Below are 22,359 nucleotides of genomic sequence, written 5' to 3'. Positions count from 1 at the left end.
TCGGCCTGACCTGAATCTCGACGTACCCTAACAAATGTATGGTTCCAGTGGAGCTTTGAATTTGACATTCGCACCGTGCGCGTGATGTCAAATGGGATGCGAATATCAAATTCGCTCCACTAGGCGCGAGCCTCAATCTAGACCAATGATGCCGCCGCGCAACCCGATGCTGGACAGAGCGGTTGTGCGCCAATGCATGCGCGGGACACGACGTGGCGACAATTTTTGACGAACTGCTGCAGGCTTTCCGCATCTATCTGATGCGGGCGGATGCACCGCCCGTGCGCGATTTTCTCGGCGGCATCGATTGGGAGATGCCGGAGCGCAAGCTGCACGCAAACGGGCTGGACTGCTTGAAACATCTGCGCCAAGCGGTTGAACTCACGGCACCGGGCGAACGCGAGCTTGCGATGCGTTTAATGCAGCAGGCAAATGCGCTGCGCTGGGGCCAGACCTACACCGCGGCGGATTTCGGCCACCATTTCATCGATAATTACGGCTGGGTCGAACTGTTCGGCACGCGCGGCCACTTCCGCAACGAACGGGTTGCGGCGGGCTTTCTGATCCTCGGCCCCGGCGTGGTCTATCCTGATCATCATCACGTTGCCGAGGAGGTCTACATTCCGCTGACCGGCACTGCCGAGTGGCGCATGGGCGACGGAGGTTTCCGCCGCAGGCGCGGCGGCGAAGTCATCCACCATGCTTCCAACGTCAGCCACGCAATGCGCACCGGCGGCGAACCGCTTCTGGCTCTCTATCTGTGGCGCGGCGGCGACCTGGCGCAAAAGTCGACGATTGCCGCTGCCGGACAGGGAGCCGGCTGATCATGGCCAAAGCGATCATGCTGCAGGGCACCGGCTCGGATGTCGGCAAGACGGTGCTGGTGGCAGGGCTTTGCCGTGCCGCCAGAAACCGCGGCATGGCGGTGCGCCCGTTCAAGCCGCAGAACATGTCGAACAATGCAGCCGTCGCCGACATTCCGGGTGACGCCTCGGGTGGCGAGATCGGCCGCGCGCAATGGTTGCAGGCGATCGCCTGCGGCGTGCCGCCGTCGATCCACATGAACCCGGTTCTGCTGAAGCCGCAGAGCGACATCGGCGCGCAAGTCGTCGTGCAGGGAAAGGTGTTCGGGCAAGCCAAGGCGCGCGACTATCAGGCGCTGAAGCCGAAGCTCGCCGAAGCGGTGATGGATTCGTGGCGCAAGCTCGGGGAGGGCGCCGATCTGGTCGTCGTGGAAGGTGCGGGCTCGCCGGCCGAGATCAATCTCAGGCCGCGCGACATCGCCAACATGGGCTTTGCCACCCGCGCCGACGTGCCGGTGATCCTCGTCGGCGACATCGACCGCGGCGGCGTCATCGCCTCGATCGCCGGCACCCACCTGATCCTGCCGGAGGAGGACCGGCGCATGATCGCCGGCTACCTCATCAACAAATTCCGCGGCGATATCTCGCTGTTCGACGACGGCATCGCCGCGATCCACCGCTTCACCGGCTGGCGCTGCTTCGGCGTGGTGCCGTGGCTCAGGGAAGCCGCACTTCTGCCCTCGGAGGATTCGGTCATCCTCGAGCGGCTGGCATCGGGCGAGAAGAAGGCGCTGAAGGTTGCGGTGCCGATGCTCGGCCGCATCGCGAATTTCGACGATCTCGACCCGCTGCGGGCTGAACCGCAAGTCGAGGTGGTGTTCGTGCCACCCGGAAAGCAACTGCCAGCGGATGCCGGGCTGGTGGTCATCCCCGGTTCGAAATCGACCATCGGCGACCTTCTGAAATTCCGCGAAAACGGCTGGCACCGGGACCTTGCCGACCACCGGCGGCGGGGCGGGCATGTGGTGGGCATCTGCGGCGGCTACCAGATGCTCGGCCGCACGGTGCGCGACCCGGACGGCATCGAAGGAACCGTGACAGAGGCCGAAGGGCTCGGACTGCTCGACATCGAGACGGTCATGGAGCCGGAAAAGACGGTGAGGAATGTATCGGCGCATTCGGTGCCGTTCGGGACGCCGCTTTCCGGCTACGAAATCCATCTCGGCCGTACATCCGGGCCGGATTGCCTGCGTCCCTCGGCGGTTATCAACGGCGTCGACGACGGAGCGACCTCGGCCGATGGAAAAGTGTTCGGCACCTACCTGCACGGCCTGTTCGGTGCCGACACGTTTCGCGCGCGCTTCCTCGAATCGCTGGGCATAACCGGCGGCGGCGTCGACTATCGCGCCGAGGTGGAGCGGGCGCTCGATGCTATTGCCGCCCATCTTGAAAAGCATCTCGACTGCGATGCGATTTTTGGCCTGGCGCGTTAGGGCGTGCTGATATTCAGGTGATGCCGGCCTGCAAATGGCGGCTTTCTCCGCTTCCGGTGCTTACGTACACAAATGTGCGCTGCGCTGCGGTTCCCGAAATCCGCCGTGACGCCGCTCTATCTGCTCCGCTTCGCCTGCCGGAACCAGTCGACAATGGCCGGCATGTTCTGTTCGAAGCCGCCGGGGATGAAGACGTTGAGCAGGCCCGCCCGTTCGCCGCTGCGGTTCTCGAAATCATGGGTGACGCCAGCCGGAATGCGGAAGAAGGCACCGCGCGACGCTGTGATCCATTCATCGCCGACACGCAGGCTGGGCGTGCCTTCGATGACGTAGAAGATCTCGTCGTTGGCGTCGTGGTGGTGCGCGCCCGGTCCGGCCGTGTGCGGCTCCAGCCACCATTCCGAAACGGAATAGCGGTTGCCGGTCTCGTCGCCGTCGGCCTTGAAGACGGCACTCATACTACCGAGATCGTAGGTTCGGCCGGCTTCCGGGGCGAGCAGGATCACGCCGGGTTCAACTGGCGAGCGGGGCATTTCACTCGGCTTTTTCATGGGCTTTCGGCCAGTAGGTTCCAAATGACCAGATGTTGCCTTCGGGGTCGCGGCAGATGAAGTCGCGGCTGCCGTAGTCGCGGTTCGTCGGCTCCTCTTCGACGACCGCGCCGGCGGCTTTGGCGCGTGCGAAGAGCGCGTCGGCGTCGTCGCACACCACGTATGTGGACTTGCCGCCATCGGCCGGTCCGCCGACCATCTTGCCGTAGTCGTCGTCGCGCACCGAGCCCAGCATGATCATCGAGGAGCCGAACGCCAGCTGGGCGTGGGAAACGAAGGCGCCGTCCATGTATTTGGCGTGGACGGTGAAGCCGAATGCGTCGCACAGGAAGTCGATCATCTTAGGGGCGTCGCGGTAGCGGAAGGTGGGATAGATGCGCGGCGCTTCCATGGGTGCGTTGGCGGCCATTTTCGCTCTCCGGGATTGTTTCGATAGCCGCGAGGATGGCAGCTGCCGGCGCCGGCGTCTTGAAGAAATGTTACCGAGGGAGATTCAGGTGATGCCGGCCTGCAAATGGCGGCTTTCTCCGCTTCCGGTGCTCACGTACCCAAATGTACGCTGCGCTCCGGTTCTCGAAATCCACCATTTTCGGCTCGGCCTGACCTGAATCTCAACCCCCTAGGCCAGTCGTGCGGCCCAGGCGGTCGGGGGTTCGCCGGCGAATTCTGAGAATTCGCGGACGAGATGCGCCTGGTCGGCGTAGCCGCATTCGGCGGCGATGTCCGCCCAGCCGCCGGCGGTGCGAGTTCGCGCCAGCCCGAGCGCCCGGTTGAAGCGCGCCATCCGGCCGACCGCCTTGGGCGCCAGGCCGATTTCGGCCCGGAATTTCTCCACCAGATGCTTGCGGCTCCAGTCGAGTTTTTCGGCGATTGTCTCGATGCGCCTGGTGCCCCCGCTGCGCAAAAGCTCGGCATAGGCCCAGGCGGTCGCGGATGACGGCTTTTCGTGGCCGGCCAGGCGGTCTTCGACGAAAGCCTCGATCAGGTCGAAGCGCCGGTCCCAGTCCGGCTCTTCGCCAAGCCGGTCGCGCAGCACAATAGCTTCGCTGCCATAGAGGTCGTCCAGCGCCACCATGCGGTCGGCCAGTTCGTGCATGGGCAGGCCGAAGAAGCGGTAGGCGCCGGGCGGTGAAAAATTCACCTGGATGCAGCAGGACGAGCCGAAGGAATCGATGATGACCGGACCGCCATAGAGCCCGGCTGCGAAACTGCCGAAGAAATCGTTGCGGCCGGGCAAGCGCCCGAGCCCGATGGCGAAGGGGTCACCGAAACTGACGATCAGCGGCACGATGAGCGAGGCCAGTTCGATCTGGCGGAAATGTCCAGGCAGCTGTTCATGGTAGCCGATGATGTCGATGACGGCATCGCGCAGCGCGGGTTTCGGCTCCCGGCGCACCATCATGAACCCGCCCTCGACAGGCGGGAGCGGCCCAGCCGCTGTCTCGACCCAAGGCGTCATCGCGGGGTCATCATAGGCGATGTGACGGCTGCCTCAAAGATGCAAGCGTGGAGGGCTGGAGCCTGTTCCATTCCGATTGGGTCGGAATGGGGCTCCATTTCTTGTTGGAGCATGATCTTTCCGAAAACCGGTTTCCACTTTTCGGGATCATGCTCAGGATCAGATGCCGATCATGACGCGCAGCGGATGCGCGGGGTCGATCAGCAGGCGCGCAGCCAGTGCGAGGCAGACGATTACCAGCAGAGGCTTGATCAACCTTGCGCCGATCTTCATCGCCAGGCCCGCTCCGGCGCGGGCGCCGAGGAACTGAGCCACGCCCATGACAAGGCCGACTTTCCAGGACACCGCGCCAACCGCTGCAAAAAGGGCGAGTCCGCCGATGTTGGAGCCGAAGTTCAGGAATTTCGTGTGGGCAGTCGCCTTGAGGACGCCGTAGCCTGCGAGCGTGACGAAAGCCAGCATGAAGAACGAACCGGCGCCGGGACCGAACATGCCGTCATAAAAGCCGATCAGCGGCACGATCGTCAGTCCGAACAGAAAAGGCGACAAGCGCTCCGCGCGATCGACATCGTTCATGTTGGGCTTAAAGGCGAAGTAGAGCCCGATGGCGATGAGCAGGAAGGGCAGGGCAATGCGCAACAGCTCGCCGGGCAGGACGGTTGCCACGAATGCGCCGATCACCGAGCCGGCGCAGGAAAGGGCTGCCGCAGGCAATTGCCGGCGGATATCGACAAGCCCCTTCGAGGCATAGGCGAGGGTCGCCGAACCGGAGCCGAACAGGCCTTGCAGCTTGTTGGTGCCAAGCGCCTCGACCGGGGCGTAGCCTGCCAGCAGCAAGGCAGGGATGGTGATCAGCCCGCCGCCACCGGCAATGGAATCGATGAACCCGGCGCAAAATGCGGCCAGGCCGAGCAACAGCAGAACATCGGTTGCGGGATCGATCATCGGGAGGCGGTAGGGTACCTGTGGCGGGCGGGTTGCTTCGACCACAGCCAGGCCGCTGGCGCAAGCCGGATTTCCGTTTGTCCGTCCGCATTTGTGTGACACGAGGCGATTCCACCTGGCTGCAAAATGCTTTACGGTCCCTGCGACCGAGTCAGGGGATTGCCGATGCTTGATAGTGTTCTTGCCAAGGTGCGCATGATGATCGAGGGCGATCCAGGTGTGCGCAAGGTCGCCGACGATCCGTTGCTTTCGGCCGAGTTGCTGCTGCTGTTCCGGATGATCCTTGCCGACGGCAAGGTGGACGACAACGAGATGGCGACGTTCCGGCGTATCTGCCGGGACGCCTTCGGCATCGAGGGCGAAAGCGTCGACGCCGTCATCGAATATCTCGACGACTTCGGCTACGAGACCAGCGGCACGCAGGCGGTCGACCTTTTCCGAGGGCTCGACCTCGAACGCCGCAAGACGCTGGCGCGGCGCATGGCAGCGATCGCCAAGGCGGACACCCAGCTCGCCGAGCAGGAAATCCAGCTGTTGAAGCGTACGCTCGAACTGTTGGGTGTCGATCCGAACGATCTGGTGCAGGCAAAGCACTAGGATATGGCAGGTCACCACCGGATCGCCGAAGGAGAGGCGAGGCAGCGCTACATGCGATCGACGAAAGCAGCTCCCTCAACTTGATCGCGCATCTTGAATGAACTCGCACATGAGCGCCGCGCACTCTTGATGGTGCGTCTCGAGCAGGAGGTGCGCCGCGTCGTATATGTGCATGTCGAGCCGGTCGAGTTCGCGGGCATAGGCGAGCACCTCTTCGATCTCGAAATAGGGGTCGTGCCGCCCCCAAAGCATTAGCGAGGGTGGCTGATGATCGCGATGATAGGCCGAAATCTCGGGGAAACGGGCGACGTAGCGGCCGTAGTCTTCGAAGATGCGGAACTGGATCTCGACAAGCCCCGGCCGGCTCATCCGCTCCCAGTCGAGATGCCAGCCGTCGGGCGCGAACAGCGGCTTGAGCCGATCCGGGATGTCGCCGACATAGGTGTGTCGTACCCCCTCGAAGTTCAGCCACTGCGGAAGTCTGGCGCGGTTCTCCGGGGTGGGGTCGGCCCAGTAGGCCTTGTTGGGTTCCCAATCCGGGCCGAGGCCCTCTTCATGGGCATTGCCGTTCTGGATGATAAGCCCTAGCACACGATCGGGACGCGCCAGCGCCAGATAGTAGGCGACGGGCGCCCCAAAATCGTGGACATATAGGAAGAACCGTTCCAGCCCGATCTCCCGCGTTAAAGCGTCAACCGTCCGCGCCATAGCCTCGAACGTATACTCGTAGTCTTCGGACGCCTCCGTGAAGCCGAACCCGGGAAGATCGGGCGCAACGACCCACGCCACCTCGGCCAAGGGGCTCATGACGTCACGGAAGCTATACGATGAACTGGGCTGGCCATGGAGAAGCAGCACGCCGGACGCGGCGCGCCGTCCCGCCTCGCGATAGAACAGCTTCACCCCATCTACTTCGACCGTGCGGTGCTTGGCTTTATGAACGTTCAGCATGCTGCTTTCCTTCTTCGCTTTTGTCGGCGAAGGAACCTGATAAATTGAGTGGTCCGGTACGCGCCGTAACTGTCCAACGACCTCTTAGAGATTACGTTCCCTATCGCGCGATCACACGGGATGGGATGCCGGCGCACTTCATAGGCAGTAACCCCGCCCTCAGCACGTCGCGCCGAATGGGATTCGGCCGTCGCACCGCAGCTTCTTGTTTATGCATGTCGCTTGTCCCGAAACCGGGGACACTTTCGGGCGACATGCATTAGCTCAACCCTGCTCCTGCAGCCGCCGCGCGATGGCGCGGTGGAGGTCTGGTGCGGCCGCGACCAGGGCTTTCGCCGCATCCGACTGCGGGTGGTCGAGCACTTCGGCCGTCGGTCCGCGCTCCACGATCCTGCCCTCATGCATCACCATCACGTCGTCGGTGATGGCGCGCGCCACCGTCAAATCGTGGGTGATGAAGAGATAGGCGACGCCGAGCCGGCTGTTCAGATCGGCGAAGAGATCGAGGATCTGGGCGCGGATGGAAACGTCGAGCGCCGACACCGGTTCGTCGGCGACGACGAGTTTGGGCCTGGTGATGATGGCGCGCGCGATCGACAGGCGCTGGCGCTGGCCGCCGGAGAATTCGTGCGGATATTTATCCATGTCGCGAGGGCTGAGACCCACTTCGTGCAGGGCGGCGGCGACCTTGTCGCGTCGTTCTTTCGCGGACGGTTTTTCTTCCATGAGATGCAACGGCTCGGCGATGAGGCGCTCTACCTTGTGGCGCGGGTCGAACGAGCCGTAGGGATCCTGGAACACCACCTGCATGTTGCGGCGGGCGGATTTCAGCGCGGCTTCGTCCTTGCCGGTCAGCGCTTCGCCGATGAAGCGGATTTCCCCGTCCGTCGGCCGGTCGAGCGCCAGGATCATGCGGGCAAGCGTCGATTTTCCGCAGCCGGAGCGGCCGACGAGCGCGGTCGACTGGCCGGGCTGCATCGAGAAGGAAACGCCGTCGACGGCGCGGACCGGCTCGGGCTTGCGGAACAGCGAAGTGCGGCGGCCGGGATAGTCGCGGACGATGTTTTCCACGGAGAGGAGAGCGGACTGATTTTTCCCCCAATCCGCCTTCCCTTCGACAAGCTCAGGGTCGGCATCTCTCCCCCGTTCCGGGGTAGCGGATGGGCGTCCAGCTTGGGTTCGATCGCTACCCCCACCCGCGCCTGCAGCGCGGTCTCCCCACGACGGGGAGGCAAATGGCTTGCGCTGCGGCACATGCATCGATGCCTGCGCCAGTTGCCTGGTGTAGGGGTGCAGCTGTCGCGACAGGGTGCGCGCGGTCTCGCCGCCTTCCATCACCTCGCCGTGGCGCATCACCGTGATGCGGTCGGACATGTCGGTCACCACGGCCAGGTCGTGCGAGATCAACAGCAGGCCCATGCGGTTCTCGTCGACGAGGTCGCGCAGCAGTTCGAGTATCTGCTTCTGCAGCACCACGTCTAGCGCCGTCGTCGGCTCGTCGGCGATCAGCAGCTTCGGCTTCAGCGCGCAGGCGATGGCGATGACGACACGCTGGCGCTGGCCGCCCGACAGTTGGTGCGGGTAGACCGACAGCGGAAATTTCGCTTCGGGCAGGCCGACACGGTCGAGGATTTTGCGCGCATGGGCTTCGGCATCGGCCCTGGTGGCGCGGGTGTGCCAGCGGATACCTTCCGCGACCTGTTCGCCGATTGTCTTGACCGGGTTGAGCGCCGTCATCGGCTCCTGGAAAACCATACCGATGTCGTCGCCGCGCAGCGCACACATCTGGTCCTCCGTGGCGGCAAGGATATCGATGCCGCCGAAGGAAACCCGGCCGGCGGCGCGGGCGGCAAACGGCAGCAACCCCATGACGGCGAGCGCTGTCATCGACTTGCCCGAGCCGCTTTCGCCGACCAGCCCCATCACCTCGCCCTGGTCGATGGTCAGGTCGACGCCCTTGAGGATCGGTGTGCCGTCGATCTCGACCGACAGGTTTTCTATTTCAAGCAGGCTCAACGCTGGCGCCTCAGTTTCGGATCGAGCACGTCGGAGAGGCCATCGCCGAGCAGGTTGAGGCCGAGCACGGTGAAGACGATGGCAAAGCCCGGGAAGATGGCGAGGTAGGGCGCCACGATCATGCGGGTCTGCGCGTCGAACAGCATGCGGCCCCAGCTCGGCATCGGCGGCTGGGCGCCGAGCCCGACATAGGAGAGCCCGGCTTCGGCCAGAATGCCCAGCGCGAACTGGATGGTGCCTTGCACCAGAAGCAGGTTGGCGATGTTGGGCAGGATGTGCTCGACGGTGATCAGCGCCTTGCCCTTGCCGGCGGCGCGGGCGGCGAGAATGAACTCGCGCGGCCATAGCGCCAGCGATCCGGCGCGGGCGACGCGGGCAAACACCGGGATGTTGAAGATGCCGATGGCGATGATGGCATTGATCGCCCCCGGTCCGAAAATCGCGGTGATCATGATTGCCGACAAAAGGGCGGGGAAGGCGAAGACGAGATCGTTGAAACGCATCAGGATTTCGTCGGCAAGGCCGCCGCGCGCCGCGGCCCAGCAGCCAAGCGGCACGCCAAGCCCCATGCCGATGCCGACGGCGACCAGCGCCACGGCAATCGAATTGCGCGCCCCGACCATGATCATGGAGAGCACGTCGCGGCCGAAATGGTCGGTGCCGAACAGATGCGCGGCCGATGGCGCCTGCATGCGGTCGGCGACGATCAGTTTCGTCACGTCGTACGGCGTCCAAAGGAAGGACACCAGCGCCATCACCGCAATCAGCGTGGTGATGATGAAGCCGGCCAGAAACGAGCGGTTGGCGAAGGCTTTGGCGGCAAAACTGGCGGCCGTTTCGCCGTGGATGTCGGCGCTGTCGCTCATCGGTTCGCCCTCAGGCGGGGGTCGACCAGCGCGTAGGAGAGATCGACCAGCAGGTTGACGACGATCACCGCCGCCACCAGCAGCATGACGACGCCCTCGACGACGATGAGGTCGCGCTGGGTGATCGCCTGGAACACCAGCCGGCCGAGGCCCGGCAGGTAGAAGACGTTCTCGATGATGATGGTGCCGGCAAGCAGGAAGGCGAATTGCAGGCCGAGAATGGTGACCACTGGGATCAACGCGTTTCGCAAGGCGTGGCGCCACAGCACATGGCGATATGGTATGCCCTTGGCGCGCGCCGTGCGGATATAGTCCTCGCCAAGCACTTCGAGCAGCGACGACCGGGTGACGCGGGCGAGGATGGCGGCCTGCGGCAGCGCCAGCGCCACCGCCGGCAGGATCAGCGCCGTCAGCGCCGGCCAGACGCCGGCGCTCCAGCCGGGAAAGCCGCCCGCCGGCACCAGGCGCAGCCACACCGCGAAGATGTAGATCAAGAGCAGCGCGAACCAGAAGTTGGGCACAGCGACGCCGAACTGTGTTGCCCCCATCGAGATGGTGTCGGCGGGGCGGCCGCGCCGCGATGCCGAGAAGACGCCAACCGGAATGGCGATTGCCGTGGACATCACGAGCGCGATGACAGCAAGCGGCAGCGATACGACGATGCGCTCGGCGATGAGGTCGATGACCGGCACCGAATAGGTGTAGGAGCGGCCGAAATCGAGGGTGAGCAGCCCGCTGGCCCATTCGAGGTAGCGCCAGACGAGTGGCTGGTCGAGGCCCATCTGCTGGCGCAGCGCCTGCAGCGCGTCGTCGGTGGCGTTAATGCCGAGCATCAGGCGCGCCGGGTCGCCGGGCACGATCTCCAGCATGGAAAAGACGACGACCGAGGCGACGACAAGTGTCGCGATGCCGATGAGCAAGCGTTTGAGGATGTAGGCGGTCATGGACGCATGACGTGCGAAATAGGCAGGCTAATGCAGCGCTCGACGTTGCTCACTCCGCCCATTTCACCTTGGTCAGGTCGGTGGCCTGGATCGGCGCGTTTTCCCACATTCCCTCGAGCTTGGCGTCCCACACTCCGATCTTGGGCAGTTCGAACAGGAAGACCGCCGGCACGTCGTGGGCGAGAATCTTCTGCGCGGCGGCCAGGATTTCCTTGCGCTTGGCGTCGTCATTGGTGACGCCGAGCTCTTCGATCAGCTTGTTGAATTCCGGGTTCTCGTACTGGAAGTAGTAGCCGGGGCGCGAAAAGATATCGATGTCGTTCGGCTCGGTATGCGAGACGATGGTGAGATCGTAATCCTTGTCGGTGAACACCTTGCTCAGCCAGTCAGCCCATTCGACCGGGATGATTTCCAGGTTGACGCCGATCTCGCGCAGCTGCGCGGCGATCACCTCGCCGCCAAGCCGCGCATAGGCCGGCGGCGGTAGCTTGATGGTGGCGTTGAAGCCGTTTTCCAGCCCCGCCGCCTTTAGATATTCCTTGGCCTTGGCGACATCCTGCGGGTAGGTCCCGGTCAGGTCGACATAGGCCGGATTGGCGGGCGACATGAAGGAGCCGATCGGCTGGCCGAGGCCGTTGGAGGCGGCGTCGATAACGGCCTTGCGGTCGATCGCCGAAGCGATGGCCTGCCGCACCTCCAGCTTGTCGAAGGGCGGCTTCTTGTTGTTGATCGACAGCACCGTTTCGCCTTCGGTCGAACCGATAACCACTTTCAGACGCGGATCGGACTGCAACTGCGCCAGCGCATCGCCGACCGGGGCGTTCGGAAACGCCTGCACGTCACCGGAAAGCAGCGCCGGTATAGATGCGGCGGCGTCGGGAATGATCCGGAACTCGACCTTTTCGAGTGCTACCGGATCGCCCCAATAACCTTGCGCCTTGGAAAGCTTGATCGAGGAGCCCTTGGCCCAGCTGTCGAATTTGAACGGGCCGGTGCCGATCGGCTTTTCCTTGTTGCCGTCAGCCGATTCCGGCGCGACGATCACGGCGTCGCCGACGCCCATATTGTAGAGAAACAGGCCTTGCGGGTTTTTCAGCGTCACCTTCACGGTGGCGGGATCGACGACCTCAACCGTGTCGATCGCGGCGAACAGGCCCTTCTGCGCGTTGGTGGAACCTTCGGCGCGGGCCCGGTCGAGCGAGAACTTCACGTCGTCGGCGGTGAAATCGGTACCGTCGTGAAACTTCACGCCGGTATGGAGCTTGAACGTATAGGACTTGCCGTCGTCCGATACGGTCCAGCTTTCAGCCAGATCCGGCAGCACCTCGCCTTGCGCGCTGATGCGGGTCAGGCCCTCGAAGACGTTGGCGTAGAGAACTTCGTCGATCGCGGCTGCAGCACCTGCGGTCGGGTCGAGATGTGGCGGTTCCAAAACCACGCCCACAACGAGATCGGTTCTCGCCGCCATCGCCCCCGTGCTTGAAGCCAGTGCGAGCGCGGTCGCTGCGAGAATTTTCGTCCACATCTGCATGGTTTTCCTCCGCTGTCTCGAAATCATCGGGATAGAAGCGGGAATTCGCACCAAAGGCAATTCCGTTTGTTGCGTTTATGGGGGAGGCGAGGAAATGTCCGGTTCGTGTCCTGGCAGATCGCAAAAAACACGTCAAAGCGCGGATCCCTGGGGCGGCACGATCGGCGCACTGGCCTTGACGGCTTGCAAGCCGTCGAGCGATCTCACCCACTCATAGTAGACGCCCTTGGCATGAGCGAGTTCCGCACCAAACCCTGCCGCGCGTCGCAAGCCGAGTTCATGCTCTTCTCCCGGCGCCGCCGTGGCATCGCTGACAACTGCAACCCGAAAGCCGTTCTGAAGAAGTCCAACCGCGCTGTGCAGTACGCAGACGTCGGTCTCCAGGCCGACGAGCACCGCCGTTCGTCGGCGATGGGCAAGGATCGCCTCGCGCAGGTCGTCCTGTCCGCAGAGGCCGAACACGTTCTTTTCCCAATCGGGGACACCCGGCCCGAGCAAGGCACGCAGGACCGGTATTGTCGGCCCGTTCACATCGGGCTCCTCCACGGTCACGAAAATCGGGATTGTCATACACAGCGCCGCCTCGATCAGAAAACGGCATCGGTCCACCATTGGATCGCGTCGGGCGGGCTCCAGCTTCTTTAGAAAGCCCTCCTGCACGTCGATGACGACAAGGATGGAATCATCGGGCTCGATCATGCCGGCCGAGGCAAGTGGAAGGCCTTCGCCGCTCATCGGGCTGCGCCCAGCAACAGCGCCTCCAGCCCGATCGCCATCACCTTCGCCGATTCGACCATGTCGGATATGCCGACCCATTCGTCAGGGCGGTGCGCCAGGTCGAGAATGCCTGGGCCATAGGCGATGCAGTCATGCAGATGGCCGATGCGCGAAATGTGCTTCTGGTCGTAAGTGCCGGGGGAAATGACGTAGTCCGGTTCCTTGCCGAAGATTTCGCGGATGCCCTGGGCCACAGCGGTCACCACGGGCGCGTCGCGCTCGGTCATCAGCGGCAAAACTTCCATCAGGTCGCGGATCTCGTAGTCGAATTTCGGGCGATCGCGTTTCAGCCGGTCGAGGATTTTCGTCACCTCGCCCTTCACGTCATCCAGATTCTCTTCCAGCAGGAAGCGGCGGTCGATCACCATCTTCGCCGAATCCGGCACGTTGGGAGAGGGCAGGCCGGGAAAGAAATCGTCGGTCTGGCCGCCATGGATCGAATTGATGTTCATGGTCGAGCGCTTGGCACCTTCCGGCACTACCGGCATTTTCGTCCGCTTGCGGTCAAGTGCCGGAAACAACTCGTTCTCGAAGGCGTTCAGCACCGCGCCCATGTGGCGCACCGCGCAATCGCCGAGGAACGGCATCGAGCCGTGCGCGATCTCGCCCTTGGTCTCGATCTCGGCCCACCACACGCCGCGATGGCCGAGGCAGATGCGGTCCTTGTTCAGCGGTTCGGGGATGATCACATGGTCGACGCGCGGCTTGGAGAAGAAACCCTTGCGAGCAAGATAGGCGACGCCGCCGAAGCCGCCGGATTCCTCGTCGACGGTGCCGGAAATCTCGATCGCACCGGGGAAATCCGGGTAGACGTCCATGAACGCCTCCGCAGCAATGATCGAGGCGGCTAGACCGCCCTTCATGTCGCAGGCGCCGCGCCCGAAAACCTTGCCGTCCCTCACCACGCCGGCAAACGGGTCGACGCTCCAGCCATCGCCGGCCTCAACCACGTCGATGTGCGAATTGAAGTGCACGGTGGCGCCGCTGGAGCGGCCGTCGAATCGCGCCACCACGTTGACGCGCGGATAGCGGTCGGTGTCGCCGGGTGCGCCCTCGGCGCGGATGAACTGGGTTTCGAAGCGCCGCTTCTTCAGCCGCGCGGCTATGTATTCGGCACAGGGCGCATAAGCTTCGCCGGGCGGGTTGATCGTGGGGAAGCGGATCAGCTCCGCCGTCAGCGCGACCAGGTCTTCGACGCGCTCGTCGATCGTCGTCATCAGTTTTTCGTTCATCGGCGGATTGAGCAGGCAAGCAGGGCGTTTGGCAAGACGGCACAGTTGGGCCAAAGGGCGTCGTACCGAAGCCGGGAACAGTTTCGGGCACCCGGGGCCAGTCGCGCCGTTGCGCGCCGGCAACATTCACAAACAAGTGTTCTGTAAACGATGGCCATAATCAGAGAATTTTTAAGAAACTAATGTAACGTCGTTGCATCTGCATTGAAGAAGGCCAAGTCTAGTTGGTCGAAATTTGCAGGTCTTGGGTCGCTTTCATGAGAATATTAGTCCTTGCTACAATAACTTTCGTCACAATGCTGCTTGGTGCGACTGGACAGGGGTGGGCGGCAGGCCTCGTCGCCCGCATCGACATCAGCAACCAGACGATGACCGTCAGCAAGCAGGGGCGGGTGATTTACACCTGGCGGGTTTCGACGGCACGCAAAGGATATTGGACGCCGCGCGGCACCTACAGGCCAACCCGCCTCCACAGGATGTGGTACTCGCGCAAATACGACATGTCGCCGATGCCGTATTCGGTGTTCTTCCGCGGCGGTTACGCCATCCACGGCACCGGCTATGTGAAGCAACTGGGACGCCCCGCATCGCATGGCTGCGTGCGGCTGGCGACCGGCAATGCCGCGCTTTTCTATTCGCTGGTCAAGCAGGTCGGGCGGAAGAACACGCGGATCGTGCTCGTCAACTAGGGTGTGCTGATATTCAGGTGATGCCGGCCTGTAAATGGCGGCTTTCTGCGCTTCCGGTGCTCACGTACCCAAATGTACGCTGCGCTCCGGTTCTCGAAATCCGTCATTCTCGGCTCGGCCTGACCTGAATCTCAACACACCCTGATCACACCGCAGTGGACCGATGGCCGAGGGAGGCTCGGCTATAAGTCTATGCAGGATTAGAACAAATTGCCCTGAAAAGAGGATGGAAGGCATTTCTTTTCCCACGGCTGCCCGATAGGACTCCGCGTAGGGAGCCCAATCGATGAAGTCCTCGCCGCGAGTCGCGCTGTCGAAGCCGGTAGCCGACGAAGTCCGCAAGACCACATGCTACATGTGCGCCTGCCGGTGCGGCATCAACGTCCACATCAAGGACGGCAAGATCCGCTACATCGAGGGCAACCGCGACCACCCGGTCAACAAGGGTGTTCTGTGCGCCAAGGGATCCGCCGGCATCATGCAGCACTACGCCCCGGCGCGGCTTCGCGCGCCGCTGCTGCGTACCGGGCCGCGGGGTTCGGGCGAGTTCAGGGAAATCTCCTGGGACGAGGCGCTGGAGCTTGCAGCAGGTTGGCTCGGCCATGTCCGCGAAACCGATCCGAAGAAGCTTGCCTTCTTCACCGGCCGCGACCAGTCGCAGTCGCTTACCGGCTTCTGGGCGCAGCAGTTCGGCACGCCCAATTATGCCGCGCATGGCGGCTTCTGCTCGGTCAACATGGCGGCTGCCGGCATCATGACCATCGGCGGCGCTTTCTGGGAGTTCGGCGCGCCGGATTGGGAGCGCACGAAGCTCTTCGTCATGTTCGGCGTGGCGGAAGACCACGATTCCAACCCGCTGAAGATGGGCATCGCCAAGGTCAAGAAAAACGGCGCCCGCTTCGTTTCGGTCAATCCCGTCCGCACCGGTTATTCGGCGGTGGCCGACAACTGGATCGGCATCAGGCCGGGCACCGACGGGCTGCTTATCCTGGCCGTGGTGCACGAGCTGCTGAAAGCGCGGAAGATCGACGTCGATTACCTCATGCGCTATTCCAACGCGCCCTGGCTGGTCATCGATGCGCCGGGCACCGCCGAGCACGGGCTGTTCGCCCGCGACGCGGAAGGCAAGGCGATGGTGTTCGAGACGGTCACCGAGCGACCGGTGCCGGAGGGCACCAAGGGCGCTCGGCCGGCGCTTTCAGGCCGCTTCCAGCTCGACGATGGTCGCTTCGCCGTGCCGTCCTTCCAGCTTCTTGCCGAAAAGTACCTCGACCCGAAATACGCGCCGGAGGCGGCAGCCCGGGAGACCGGCGTTGCGCCCGACATCATTCGCGGCCTCGCTTCGGAGATTGCCCGTGTCGCCTTCGACGAGGCGATCAGCATCGACCAGCCATGGACCGACATGCATGGCGAGCGTCACGAGAGTTTCGTCGGCCGGCCGGTTTCGTTCCACGCGATGCGCGGGCTTTCGGCCCATTCCAACGGCTTCCAGACGGCGCGCGCGCTGCACATGCTGCAGGTGCTGATCGGCGCGGTCGATTGCCCCGGCGCCTTCCGCTACGAGCCGCCTTATCCCAAGCCAGTCGAGGCGCATCCGACACCGCATGGCCGCGCCGAACATTTCGGCTCCAACAAGCCGCTGTCGGGCCCGCATCTCGGTTTTCCGCGCGGGCCGGAAGACATGCTGATCGACGCAGACGGCAGGCCGAACCGCATCGACAAGGCGTTTTCGTGGGACGCGCCGTTTGCCGTGCATGGCGCCATGCACATGGTGATCGCCAACGCGCATGCCGGCGATCCCTATCCCGTCGACGTGCTGTTCCTCTACATGGCCAACATGGCATGGAATTCGTCGATGAACACTGCCGGCGTCATCAAGATGCTGGAAGACAAGGACCCGGCCACTGGCGACTACAAGATCCCCAAAATCATCTATTCCGACGCCTATGCCTCGGAAATGGTGGCTTATGCCGACCTCGTGCTGCCCGACACCACCTATCTCGAACGCCACGACTGCATCTCGCTGCTCGACAGGCCGATCTCTGAACCCGACGCCGTGCAGGATGCGATCCGCTGGCCGGTGGTCGAGCCCGACCGCGACGTGCGCGGCTTCCAGACCGTGCTGCTCGATCTTGCCGCGCGGCTGAAGCTCAACGGTTTCGTCGACCATCGCGGCAAGGCGCTCTACAAGGACTATGCCGACTATATCGTGCGCCACGAGCGGCGGCCGGGCATCGGGCCGCTGGCCGGATTCCGCGGCGTCGACGGCGACCGCACGGGCAGGGGAGCGGTCAATCCCGACCAGCTGAAACGCTACATCGAAAACGGGTCGTTCTTCTCGGCCCACATCCCCATGGAGGCGCAGTTCTTCAAGCACGCCAACAAGGCGTATCAGGATTTCGCCGTGCGCATGGGCTTCTTCGACCAGCCGAAGCCGGTGACCTTCCAGCTCTATCAGGAATCGCTGCAGAAGTTCCGCCTTTCCGCTGAAGGTTTGCGCGAACCGAAGGCGCCTGAAACCCACCGCCAGCGCATTCTCGACACGTTCTGGCCGTTGCCCGACTGGTACCGGCCGTTCGAGGAAGCCGCTGTCGAGCGCCAGGAGTTTCCCTATCACGCGATCACCCAGCGGCCGGCGGCGATGTATCATTCCTGGGGTTCGATGAATGCCTGGCTGCGGCAAATCCACACCCGGAACCCGCTCTATGTGCCGGGGCCTATCTGCGATGAAATGGGGCTGTCGGACGGGGACTGGATCTGGGTGATTTCCAGCCATGGCCGCATCAAGGTGGAAATCGCGCGCAGCGAGGCGGTCAACCGCGATACCATTTGGACCTGGAACGCTATCGGCAAGCGCGCCGGCGCCTGGGGCCTGGACAGCGATGTTCCGGAAGCCAAAAAAGGCTTCCTGATGAACCACTTGATCAACGAACTTCTACCGCCGAAGGGCGACGGCATGCGCTGGTCGAACTCCGATCCGATCACCGGACAGGCGGCCTGGTACGATTTGCGCGTGCGCATCGAGAAAGCGGAGCGGGCGGAGATGAGCGAGCCGCATTTCGCGGCGGTGGTGGAGCCGGGCAGGGCGCATGCCGAGGTGGAGCAGCTTCGTTACGGGCAGGAGTGGGCGAAGTGAGGGCGATGATGCCGCTGAGGCTGCCACCAGATTTCCTCTCCCCGTTCACGGGGAGAGGATGCCGGCAGGCAGGTGAGGGGCGGCGCGAAGCTTCGACATCGGCGCTGCCCCTCATCCGGCCCTACGGGCCACCTTCTCCCCGTCAACGGGGAGAAGGAAGGGAGCGGCGATGACCAGCCTCCCCACACAGCCGACCGCAAAAAAGCTCGGGCTGGTCATCGATCTCGACGTCTGCGTCGGCTGCCACGCCTGCGTCGTCAACTGCAAGGAATGGAACACCGGCGGCTACGGCTCGGCGCTGTCGGACCAGGACCCGTACGGCGCCGATGTTTCCGGCGCCTGGCTGAACCGCGTCCACACATTCGAGGTGATGCCGCAGGGTGGGGAGATTGTCGGCGAGGCCGGCGAAGCGCGCATCGTGCATTTCCCCAAATCATGTTTGCACTGCGAGGACGCGCCCTGCGTCACCGTCTGCCCGACCGGCGCCTCCTACAAGCGCGCCGAGGATGGCATCGTGCTGGTCGACGAGGACAAGTGCATCGGCTGCGGGCTATGCGCCTGGGCCTGTCCCTATGGCGCGCGGGAGATGGATCTTGCTGCCGGCGTCATGAAAAAATGCACGCTGTGCATCGACCGCATCTACAACGAGACCATGGAAGAGGTCGATCGCCAGCCGGCCTGCGTGCGCACCTGCCCGGCGAATGCGCGGCATTTCGGCGATTTTTCCGACCCGCAATCGGCGGTGTCGATCATGGTCATGGAACGCGGCGGCATGGACCTGATGCCGGAGCAGGGCACGCGGCCGGTCAACAAATACCTGCCGCCGCGTCCGCGCAAAAGCCTGGCCGCCAGTGCTGCGGCGTCGCCCCTGGCCGAGGATACGGAAGGGGCGAAAGGGTTCTTCGCCTGGCTCGACGGGGTGCTGGACCGGATTTGATGTTGCTATCGATGCTGGCGCCCTACGTTGCCCCCCTCTGTGCTGCCGGAAATCTCCCCCTCAAGGGGGGAGATTGGCCGGCCGCTTTCCCATCGCTAACCTTCAACGTTGCCGAAAGAGCGGCAATGCCGAAGCCATCGATCTCCCCCCTTGTGGGGGAGATGTCCGGCAGGACAGAGGGGGGCGCGACAAAATGCGATGCTCTTTCCTTTGCCACCCATGCCGGCGTTGAGCGTCGACCCTCCCTACACGGGGAAGGTTAAGCCTCCATGCATCCCGCGCCTTCCATCATCGTCTTCACCACGCTGTCCGGTCTCGGCTATGGGCTTGCCGCGCTGCTTGGGCTCGGCGTGCTCGACCCGTCGCTTGTGGCCACCAAGATCGCGCATGTGCTGGCGCTGCTGCTGATCGCCGCCGGCCTCGCCTCGTCGACGTTGCACCTCGGCAACCCGCAGCGCGCCTGGCGGGCATTGTCGCAATGGCGTTCCAGCTGGCTGTCGCGCGAAGGCGTGATGGCGATACTGACGTTCGTGCCACTTTTGTGGTCAGCCTGGGCAGCGGTGATCGAAAGCCGGTACCTGATGCTGCCCGGACTGCTCGGAACCCTGTTTGCCGGCATCACCGTCTACTGCACGGCGATGATCTATGCCTCGCTGAAATCGGTGCAGGCCTGGCACACACCGCTGACGCCGCTTTGCTATTTGCTCTTTGCAGCCTCCGGCGGCGCGTTGCTCGGCCTGTTTTTTGCCGCGTCTAGCGGGGGTCCGCTGCTTTTATTGTCCGTGATGGCCGTTGTCTTCACCGCCGCCGCCTGGACGGCGAAGCTCGCATGGCGCCGCAACATGGACGCGATGGCGCCGCTGTCGACACCCGAAAGCGCCACCGGCCTTGGCGACATCGGCAAGGTGCGCCTGTTCGAACGGCCGCATATGACCGAAAACTACCTCACCCGCGAAATGGGCTTTCGCATCGCCCGCAAGCATGCAGGCAAGCTGCGCCAACTCTCATTGCTGTCGGGAGGCGTCGTGCCGGCGGTTATCGCGCTCGTCCTGCCGATCGCGGGTTCCGATGGTGGGTTGATTGCAGCGCTGGCAATGGCGCTAGCGGTTGCCGCGCATGTCCTTGGCATGCTCGCTGAACGCTGGCTGTTCTTCGCCGAGGCGCGGCACGCGGTGATGAACTATTACGGGGGTTAGTGTCTGATCCAAAAGTCGCCATGCCGGGCTGCAAATTACGGCTTTCTGCGCTTCCGGTGCTCACATACCCAAATGTACGCTGCGCTCCGGTTCTCGAAATCCGCCACTTTCGCCACGGCATGCCGCATTTTTGATTCAGACACTTACGCCGTTCGTATCGCCCGGTTGGCCTTCGGCGGCATGATGTTCCAGCGCTTGTGGAACCACATCCACTGGCCGGGATCCTCGCGCACCCAGCGCTCGACCACGTCGGTCAGGAGCTGCGCGGTCGCCGCCACGTCGATCTGGCCGTCTTCCGCAAGCGGCAGTTCAAGCTTGTCTTCAAGAATCAGGCGGAACTTGTTGCCAGGCAGGCGAATGCAGCGGGCGGGATAGACATCGCAGCCATATTGCTTGGCGAGTTTCGGCACCAGGGGGCTCGTCTCGCATTCGCGGTTGAAGAACTTCGTGCGGATGCCGTACTGGAATTTCTGGTCGACCAGCACGCCGATGTTGCCGCCAGCCTCAAGGATGCGGGCGAGAGCGAAGGCAGCGCCCGCGCGCGAGGCCAGCAACCCGCCCATCTTCGATTGCCGCGTCGAGAACACGTATTTCGCGATGTAGGGGTTGTTCGGCGGTCGGAACATCGCGGTGACATGCAGCCCGAAGGCCGCACCCGCCACCGGCAGCAGTTCGAAATTGCCGAGATGGCCGGTGAAGATGATGTGCGGCGTGTCTTTTTCCGCCGCCAACTTGAGGAACGTCTCCTTGCCGGAAACGTCGATGCGGCCGTCGGTGCGGACGTCCGGCACATAGTCGAACAGCCGGTCGAGGAAGATGTATTCGGCGCCGAGCCTTGCCATGTTGCCCCACATGTCGAGGGCGATCGCTTCGATCTCGGCTTCCGTCTTTTCCGGATAAGCCTTGCGCAGATTGTCGAGCGCGACGCGATGGCGGCCGATCCATGGGCCAACCTTGCGGGCTGCGCGGTCGGCGAAATTCAGCGCCTTGTCCGGCGGCAACAGGCGCAGCACCGTCAGCATGGCCAGAACGAGCTGCGCGATCAGCCAGTAATTGAGCTGTTTCAGGCCCTGCAGCAGGCGCGCGATAACCTGCCGCATAAAGCTCCGAGCCTCGATCATGGTTTCAGTCGACCTGCAGGATGATCTTGCCGAAGACGTCGCGGCCTTCCATGCGCTTGAGCGCCGTGTCGATGTCGTCGAAACCGGCTTGCGTATCGATCACCGGGCTGACGATGCCGGCAGCCATCTTCTGCATGGCGTCGGCCATGTTCTCCATGCGGCAGCCGAACGAACCGAGGATCTTCAGCTGCTGCTGGAAAAGCTGCATCAGGTTCATCTGGGTGGAAACGCCGGAGGTGGAACCGCAGGTAACCAGCCGTCCGCCGCGCTTCATGCACAGCATGGAACCGGCCCAGGTGTCGGCGCCGACATGCTCGAAGACGACATCGACGCCCTTCTTCTTCGTCAACTTGCGCACGACACCCTCGAAGCGGTCCTCGCGGTAGTTGATGACGTGGTCGGCCCCCAGCGCCTTGGCTTTCTCGATCTTGGCGTCGGAGCCGACCGTGGTGATGACCGTGCAGCCCATGCGCTTGGCGAGCTGGATCGCGGCCGAGCCGATACCCGAGCCGCCGGCATGGACGAGGATCGTTTCGCCGGGCTGGAGCTTGGCATTGTCGAACAGCATGTGCTCGACGGTGCCGAAGGTCACGGGTGCTACCGCCGCGCCCACGGCGTCGACGCCGGGCGGTGCGGGGACCAGCAAGCGCGCCGGAAGGTTTATCTTCTCCTGCGCAAACCCGTCGAGGTGGAAGCCGTGTACGCCCGAAACATGTTCGCACAGATTGTCACGGCCTTCGCGGCACGGGCGGCAGAGGCCGCAGGTGCGCGCACCGTAGATCGAAACCAGTTGCCCGGGCATCAGATTGGAGACGCCGGCGCCGACCGCGTCGACTTCGCCCGACGCCTCCGCGCCGATCACCAGTGGCATCTTGCGCTTGGCGAACGCCATGCCGCGCCAGCCCCACACGTCGATGTGGTTGAGCGCCACCGCCTTGATGCGCAGCGTGACCTCGCCGCGTGCGGGCGGCGGTGGCGGGGCCAGGTCGACGATCTCGAGCTTGCGGTCGTCGACGAGTTGCAGTGCGCGCATCGTTATTCCCTGTCAGTAAGGCATTGTTTTCCGCAATTCCGGACGGAAAACCGGTATCCACTTTTCCTGGAATTGCTCTGGA

General features: G+C 63.6%; 20 protein-coding genes. 7 read left to right on the top strand and 13 right to left on the bottom strand.

All coding sequences use genetic code 11. From position 1 onward, the window contains the following. Nucleotides 1-212: 212 nt before the first annotated feature. On the top strand, nucleotides 213-824 hold the full coding sequence (locus F3H98_RS01015; protein WP_149757380.1) for a dimethylsulfonioproprionate lyase family protein: 612 nt from the start codon (nucleotides 213-215) through the stop codon (nucleotides 822-824). 2 nt (nucleotides 825-826) lie between these two features. Then, a complete protein-coding gene (locus tag F3H98_RS01010; RefSeq protein ID WP_149757378.1) occupies nucleotides 827-2,296 on the top strand; it encodes a cobyric acid synthase in 1,470 nt (489 codons plus the stop codon). 116 nt (nucleotides 2,297-2,412) lie between these two features. On the opposite strand, the gene F3H98_RS01005 is transcribed toward F3H98_RS01010, so the two are convergent. From F3H98_RS01005 to F3H98_RS00990, 4 genes are all read right to left on the bottom strand, one after another. Next, nucleotides 2,413-2,847 carry a cupin domain-containing protein gene (locus F3H98_RS01005; protein ID WP_244621552.1) on the bottom strand — a complete coding sequence of 145 codons (435 nt, stop codon included), beginning with the start codon at nucleotides 2,845-2,847 and terminating at the stop codon, nucleotides 2,413-2,415. Beyond that, entirely contained in the window at nucleotides 2,831-3,256 is a 426-nt protein-coding gene (locus F3H98_RS01000) for a VOC family protein (RefSeq protein WP_149757376.1), read from the bottom strand. Before F3H98_RS01000 ends, F3H98_RS01005 begins: the two co-directional genes overlap by 17 nt. A gap of 210 nt (nucleotides 3,257-3,466) precedes the next feature. Next, the gene (locus tag F3H98_RS00995) at nucleotides 3,467-4,306 is read right to left on the bottom strand and encodes a helix-turn-helix domain-containing protein (RefSeq protein WP_149757374.1); all 840 of its coding nucleotides are present in this window, start codon (nucleotides 4,304-4,306) and stop codon (nucleotides 3,467-3,469) included. A gap of 159 nt (nucleotides 4,307-4,465) precedes the next feature. Continuing rightward, nucleotides 4,466-5,251: a TSUP family transporter gene (locus F3H98_RS00990; RefSeq protein ID WP_149758319.1), complete on the bottom strand. Its 786-nt coding sequence runs from the start codon at nucleotides 5,249-5,251 to the stop codon at nucleotides 4,466-4,468. A gap of 165 nt (nucleotides 5,252-5,416) precedes the next feature. Between F3H98_RS00990 and F3H98_RS00985 the strand changes: the two genes are divergently transcribed. Next, nucleotides 5,417-5,848, top strand: a complete 432-nt coding sequence (locus tag F3H98_RS00985) for a tellurite resistance TerB family protein (protein WP_149757372.1) — start codon at nucleotides 5,417-5,419, stop codon at nucleotides 5,846-5,848. A gap of 75 nt (nucleotides 5,849-5,923) precedes the next feature. Here F3H98_RS00985 and F3H98_RS00980 read toward each other — a convergent pair whose 3' ends face one another. The 7 genes from F3H98_RS00980 to F3H98_RS00950 form a co-directional block, all read right to left on the bottom strand. Further along, nucleotides 5,924-6,799 carry an alpha/beta fold hydrolase gene (locus F3H98_RS00980; RefSeq protein ID WP_149757370.1) on the bottom strand — a complete coding sequence of 292 codons (876 nt, stop codon included), beginning with the start codon at nucleotides 6,797-6,799 and terminating at the stop codon, nucleotides 5,924-5,926. A 264-nt stretch (nucleotides 6,800-7,063) separates the two neighbouring features. Then, entirely contained in the window at nucleotides 7,064-8,815 is a 1,752-nt protein-coding gene (locus F3H98_RS00975; protein WP_149757368.1) for an ABC transporter ATP-binding protein, read from the bottom strand. Continuing rightward, a complete protein-coding gene (locus F3H98_RS00970; RefSeq protein ID WP_149757365.1) occupies nucleotides 8,812-9,681 on the bottom strand; it encodes an ABC transporter permease in 870 nt (289 codons plus the stop codon). The genes F3H98_RS00975 and F3H98_RS00970 overlap by 4 nt, the downstream gene beginning before the upstream one ends. Beyond that, nucleotides 9,678-10,625 carry an ABC transporter permease gene (locus F3H98_RS00965; protein WP_149757363.1) on the bottom strand — a complete coding sequence of 316 codons (948 nt, stop codon included), beginning with the start codon at nucleotides 10,623-10,625 and terminating at the stop codon, nucleotides 9,678-9,680. Before F3H98_RS00965 ends, F3H98_RS00970 begins: the two co-directional genes overlap by 4 nt. A 49-nt stretch (nucleotides 10,626-10,674) precedes the next feature. Then, nucleotides 10,675-12,156: an ABC transporter substrate-binding protein gene (locus tag F3H98_RS00960; protein WP_149757361.1), complete on the bottom strand. Its 1,482-nt coding sequence runs from the start codon at nucleotides 12,154-12,156 to the stop codon at nucleotides 10,675-10,677. A gap of 132 nt (nucleotides 12,157-12,288) precedes the next feature. After that, complete coding sequence (locus tag F3H98_RS00955; protein WP_188130297.1) at nucleotides 12,289-12,891, bottom strand: isochorismatase family protein; 603 nt, start codon at nucleotides 12,889-12,891, stop codon at nucleotides 12,289-12,291. Continuing rightward, nucleotides 12,888-14,165, bottom strand: coding sequence for an acetylornithine deacetylase/succinyl-diaminopimelate desuccinylase family protein (locus F3H98_RS00950; protein ID WP_149757357.1), 1,278 nt, complete (start codon nucleotides 14,163-14,165; stop codon nucleotides 12,888-12,890). Before F3H98_RS00950 ends, F3H98_RS00955 begins: the two co-directional genes overlap by 4 nt. 296 nt (nucleotides 14,166-14,461) lie before the next feature. On the opposite strand from F3H98_RS00950, the gene F3H98_RS00945 reads away from it, so the two are divergent. From F3H98_RS00945 to F3H98_RS00920, 4 genes are all read left to right on the top strand, one after another. Beyond that, complete coding sequence (locus F3H98_RS00945; protein WP_244621593.1) at nucleotides 14,462-14,854, top strand: L,D-transpeptidase; 393 nt, start codon at nucleotides 14,462-14,464, stop codon at nucleotides 14,852-14,854. 286 nt (nucleotides 14,855-15,140) lie between these two features. Continuing rightward, nucleotides 15,141-17,990: a molybdopterin oxidoreductase family protein gene (locus tag F3H98_RS00940; protein WP_149757353.1), complete on the top strand. Its 2,850-nt coding sequence runs from the start codon at nucleotides 15,141-15,143 to the stop codon at nucleotides 17,988-17,990. 169 nt (nucleotides 17,991-18,159) lie between these two features. Continuing rightward, entirely contained in the window at nucleotides 18,160-18,927 is a 768-nt protein-coding gene (locus F3H98_RS00930) for a 4Fe-4S dicluster domain-containing protein (protein WP_149757349.1), read from the top strand. A 269-nt stretch (nucleotides 18,928-19,196) separates the two neighbouring features. After that, on the top strand, nucleotides 19,197-20,123 hold the full coding sequence (locus F3H98_RS00920) for a dimethyl sulfoxide reductase anchor subunit family protein (RefSeq protein WP_149757347.1): 927 nt from the start codon (nucleotides 19,197-19,199) through the stop codon (nucleotides 20,121-20,123). Nucleotides 20,124-20,266: 143 nt separating this feature from the next. On the opposite strand, the gene F3H98_RS00915 is transcribed toward F3H98_RS00920, so the two are convergent. Both F3H98_RS00915 and F3H98_RS00910 read right to left on the bottom strand, forming a co-directional pair. After that, the gene (locus F3H98_RS00915) at nucleotides 20,267-21,223 is read right to left on the bottom strand and encodes a lipid A biosynthesis lauroyl acyltransferase (protein WP_149757345.1); all 957 of its coding nucleotides are present in this window, start codon (nucleotides 21,221-21,223) and stop codon (nucleotides 20,267-20,269) included. 25 nt (nucleotides 21,224-21,248) lie between these two features. Then, on the bottom strand, nucleotides 21,249-22,277 hold the full coding sequence (locus F3H98_RS00910) for a zinc-binding dehydrogenase (RefSeq protein ID WP_149757343.1): 1,029 nt from the start codon (nucleotides 22,275-22,277) through the stop codon (nucleotides 21,249-21,251). Nucleotides 22,278-22,359: the final 82 nt, after the last annotated feature.

It is taken from the genome of Neomesorhizobium albiziae (assembly GCF_900114255.1).
Classification (GTDB): Bacteria; Pseudomonadota; Alphaproteobacteria; order Rhizobiales; family Rhizobiaceae; genus Neomesorhizobium; species Neomesorhizobium albiziae.
The sequence above is the reverse complement of the archived record's forward strand: the minus strand, read 5'-3'. Positions and strand labels throughout refer to the sequence as shown.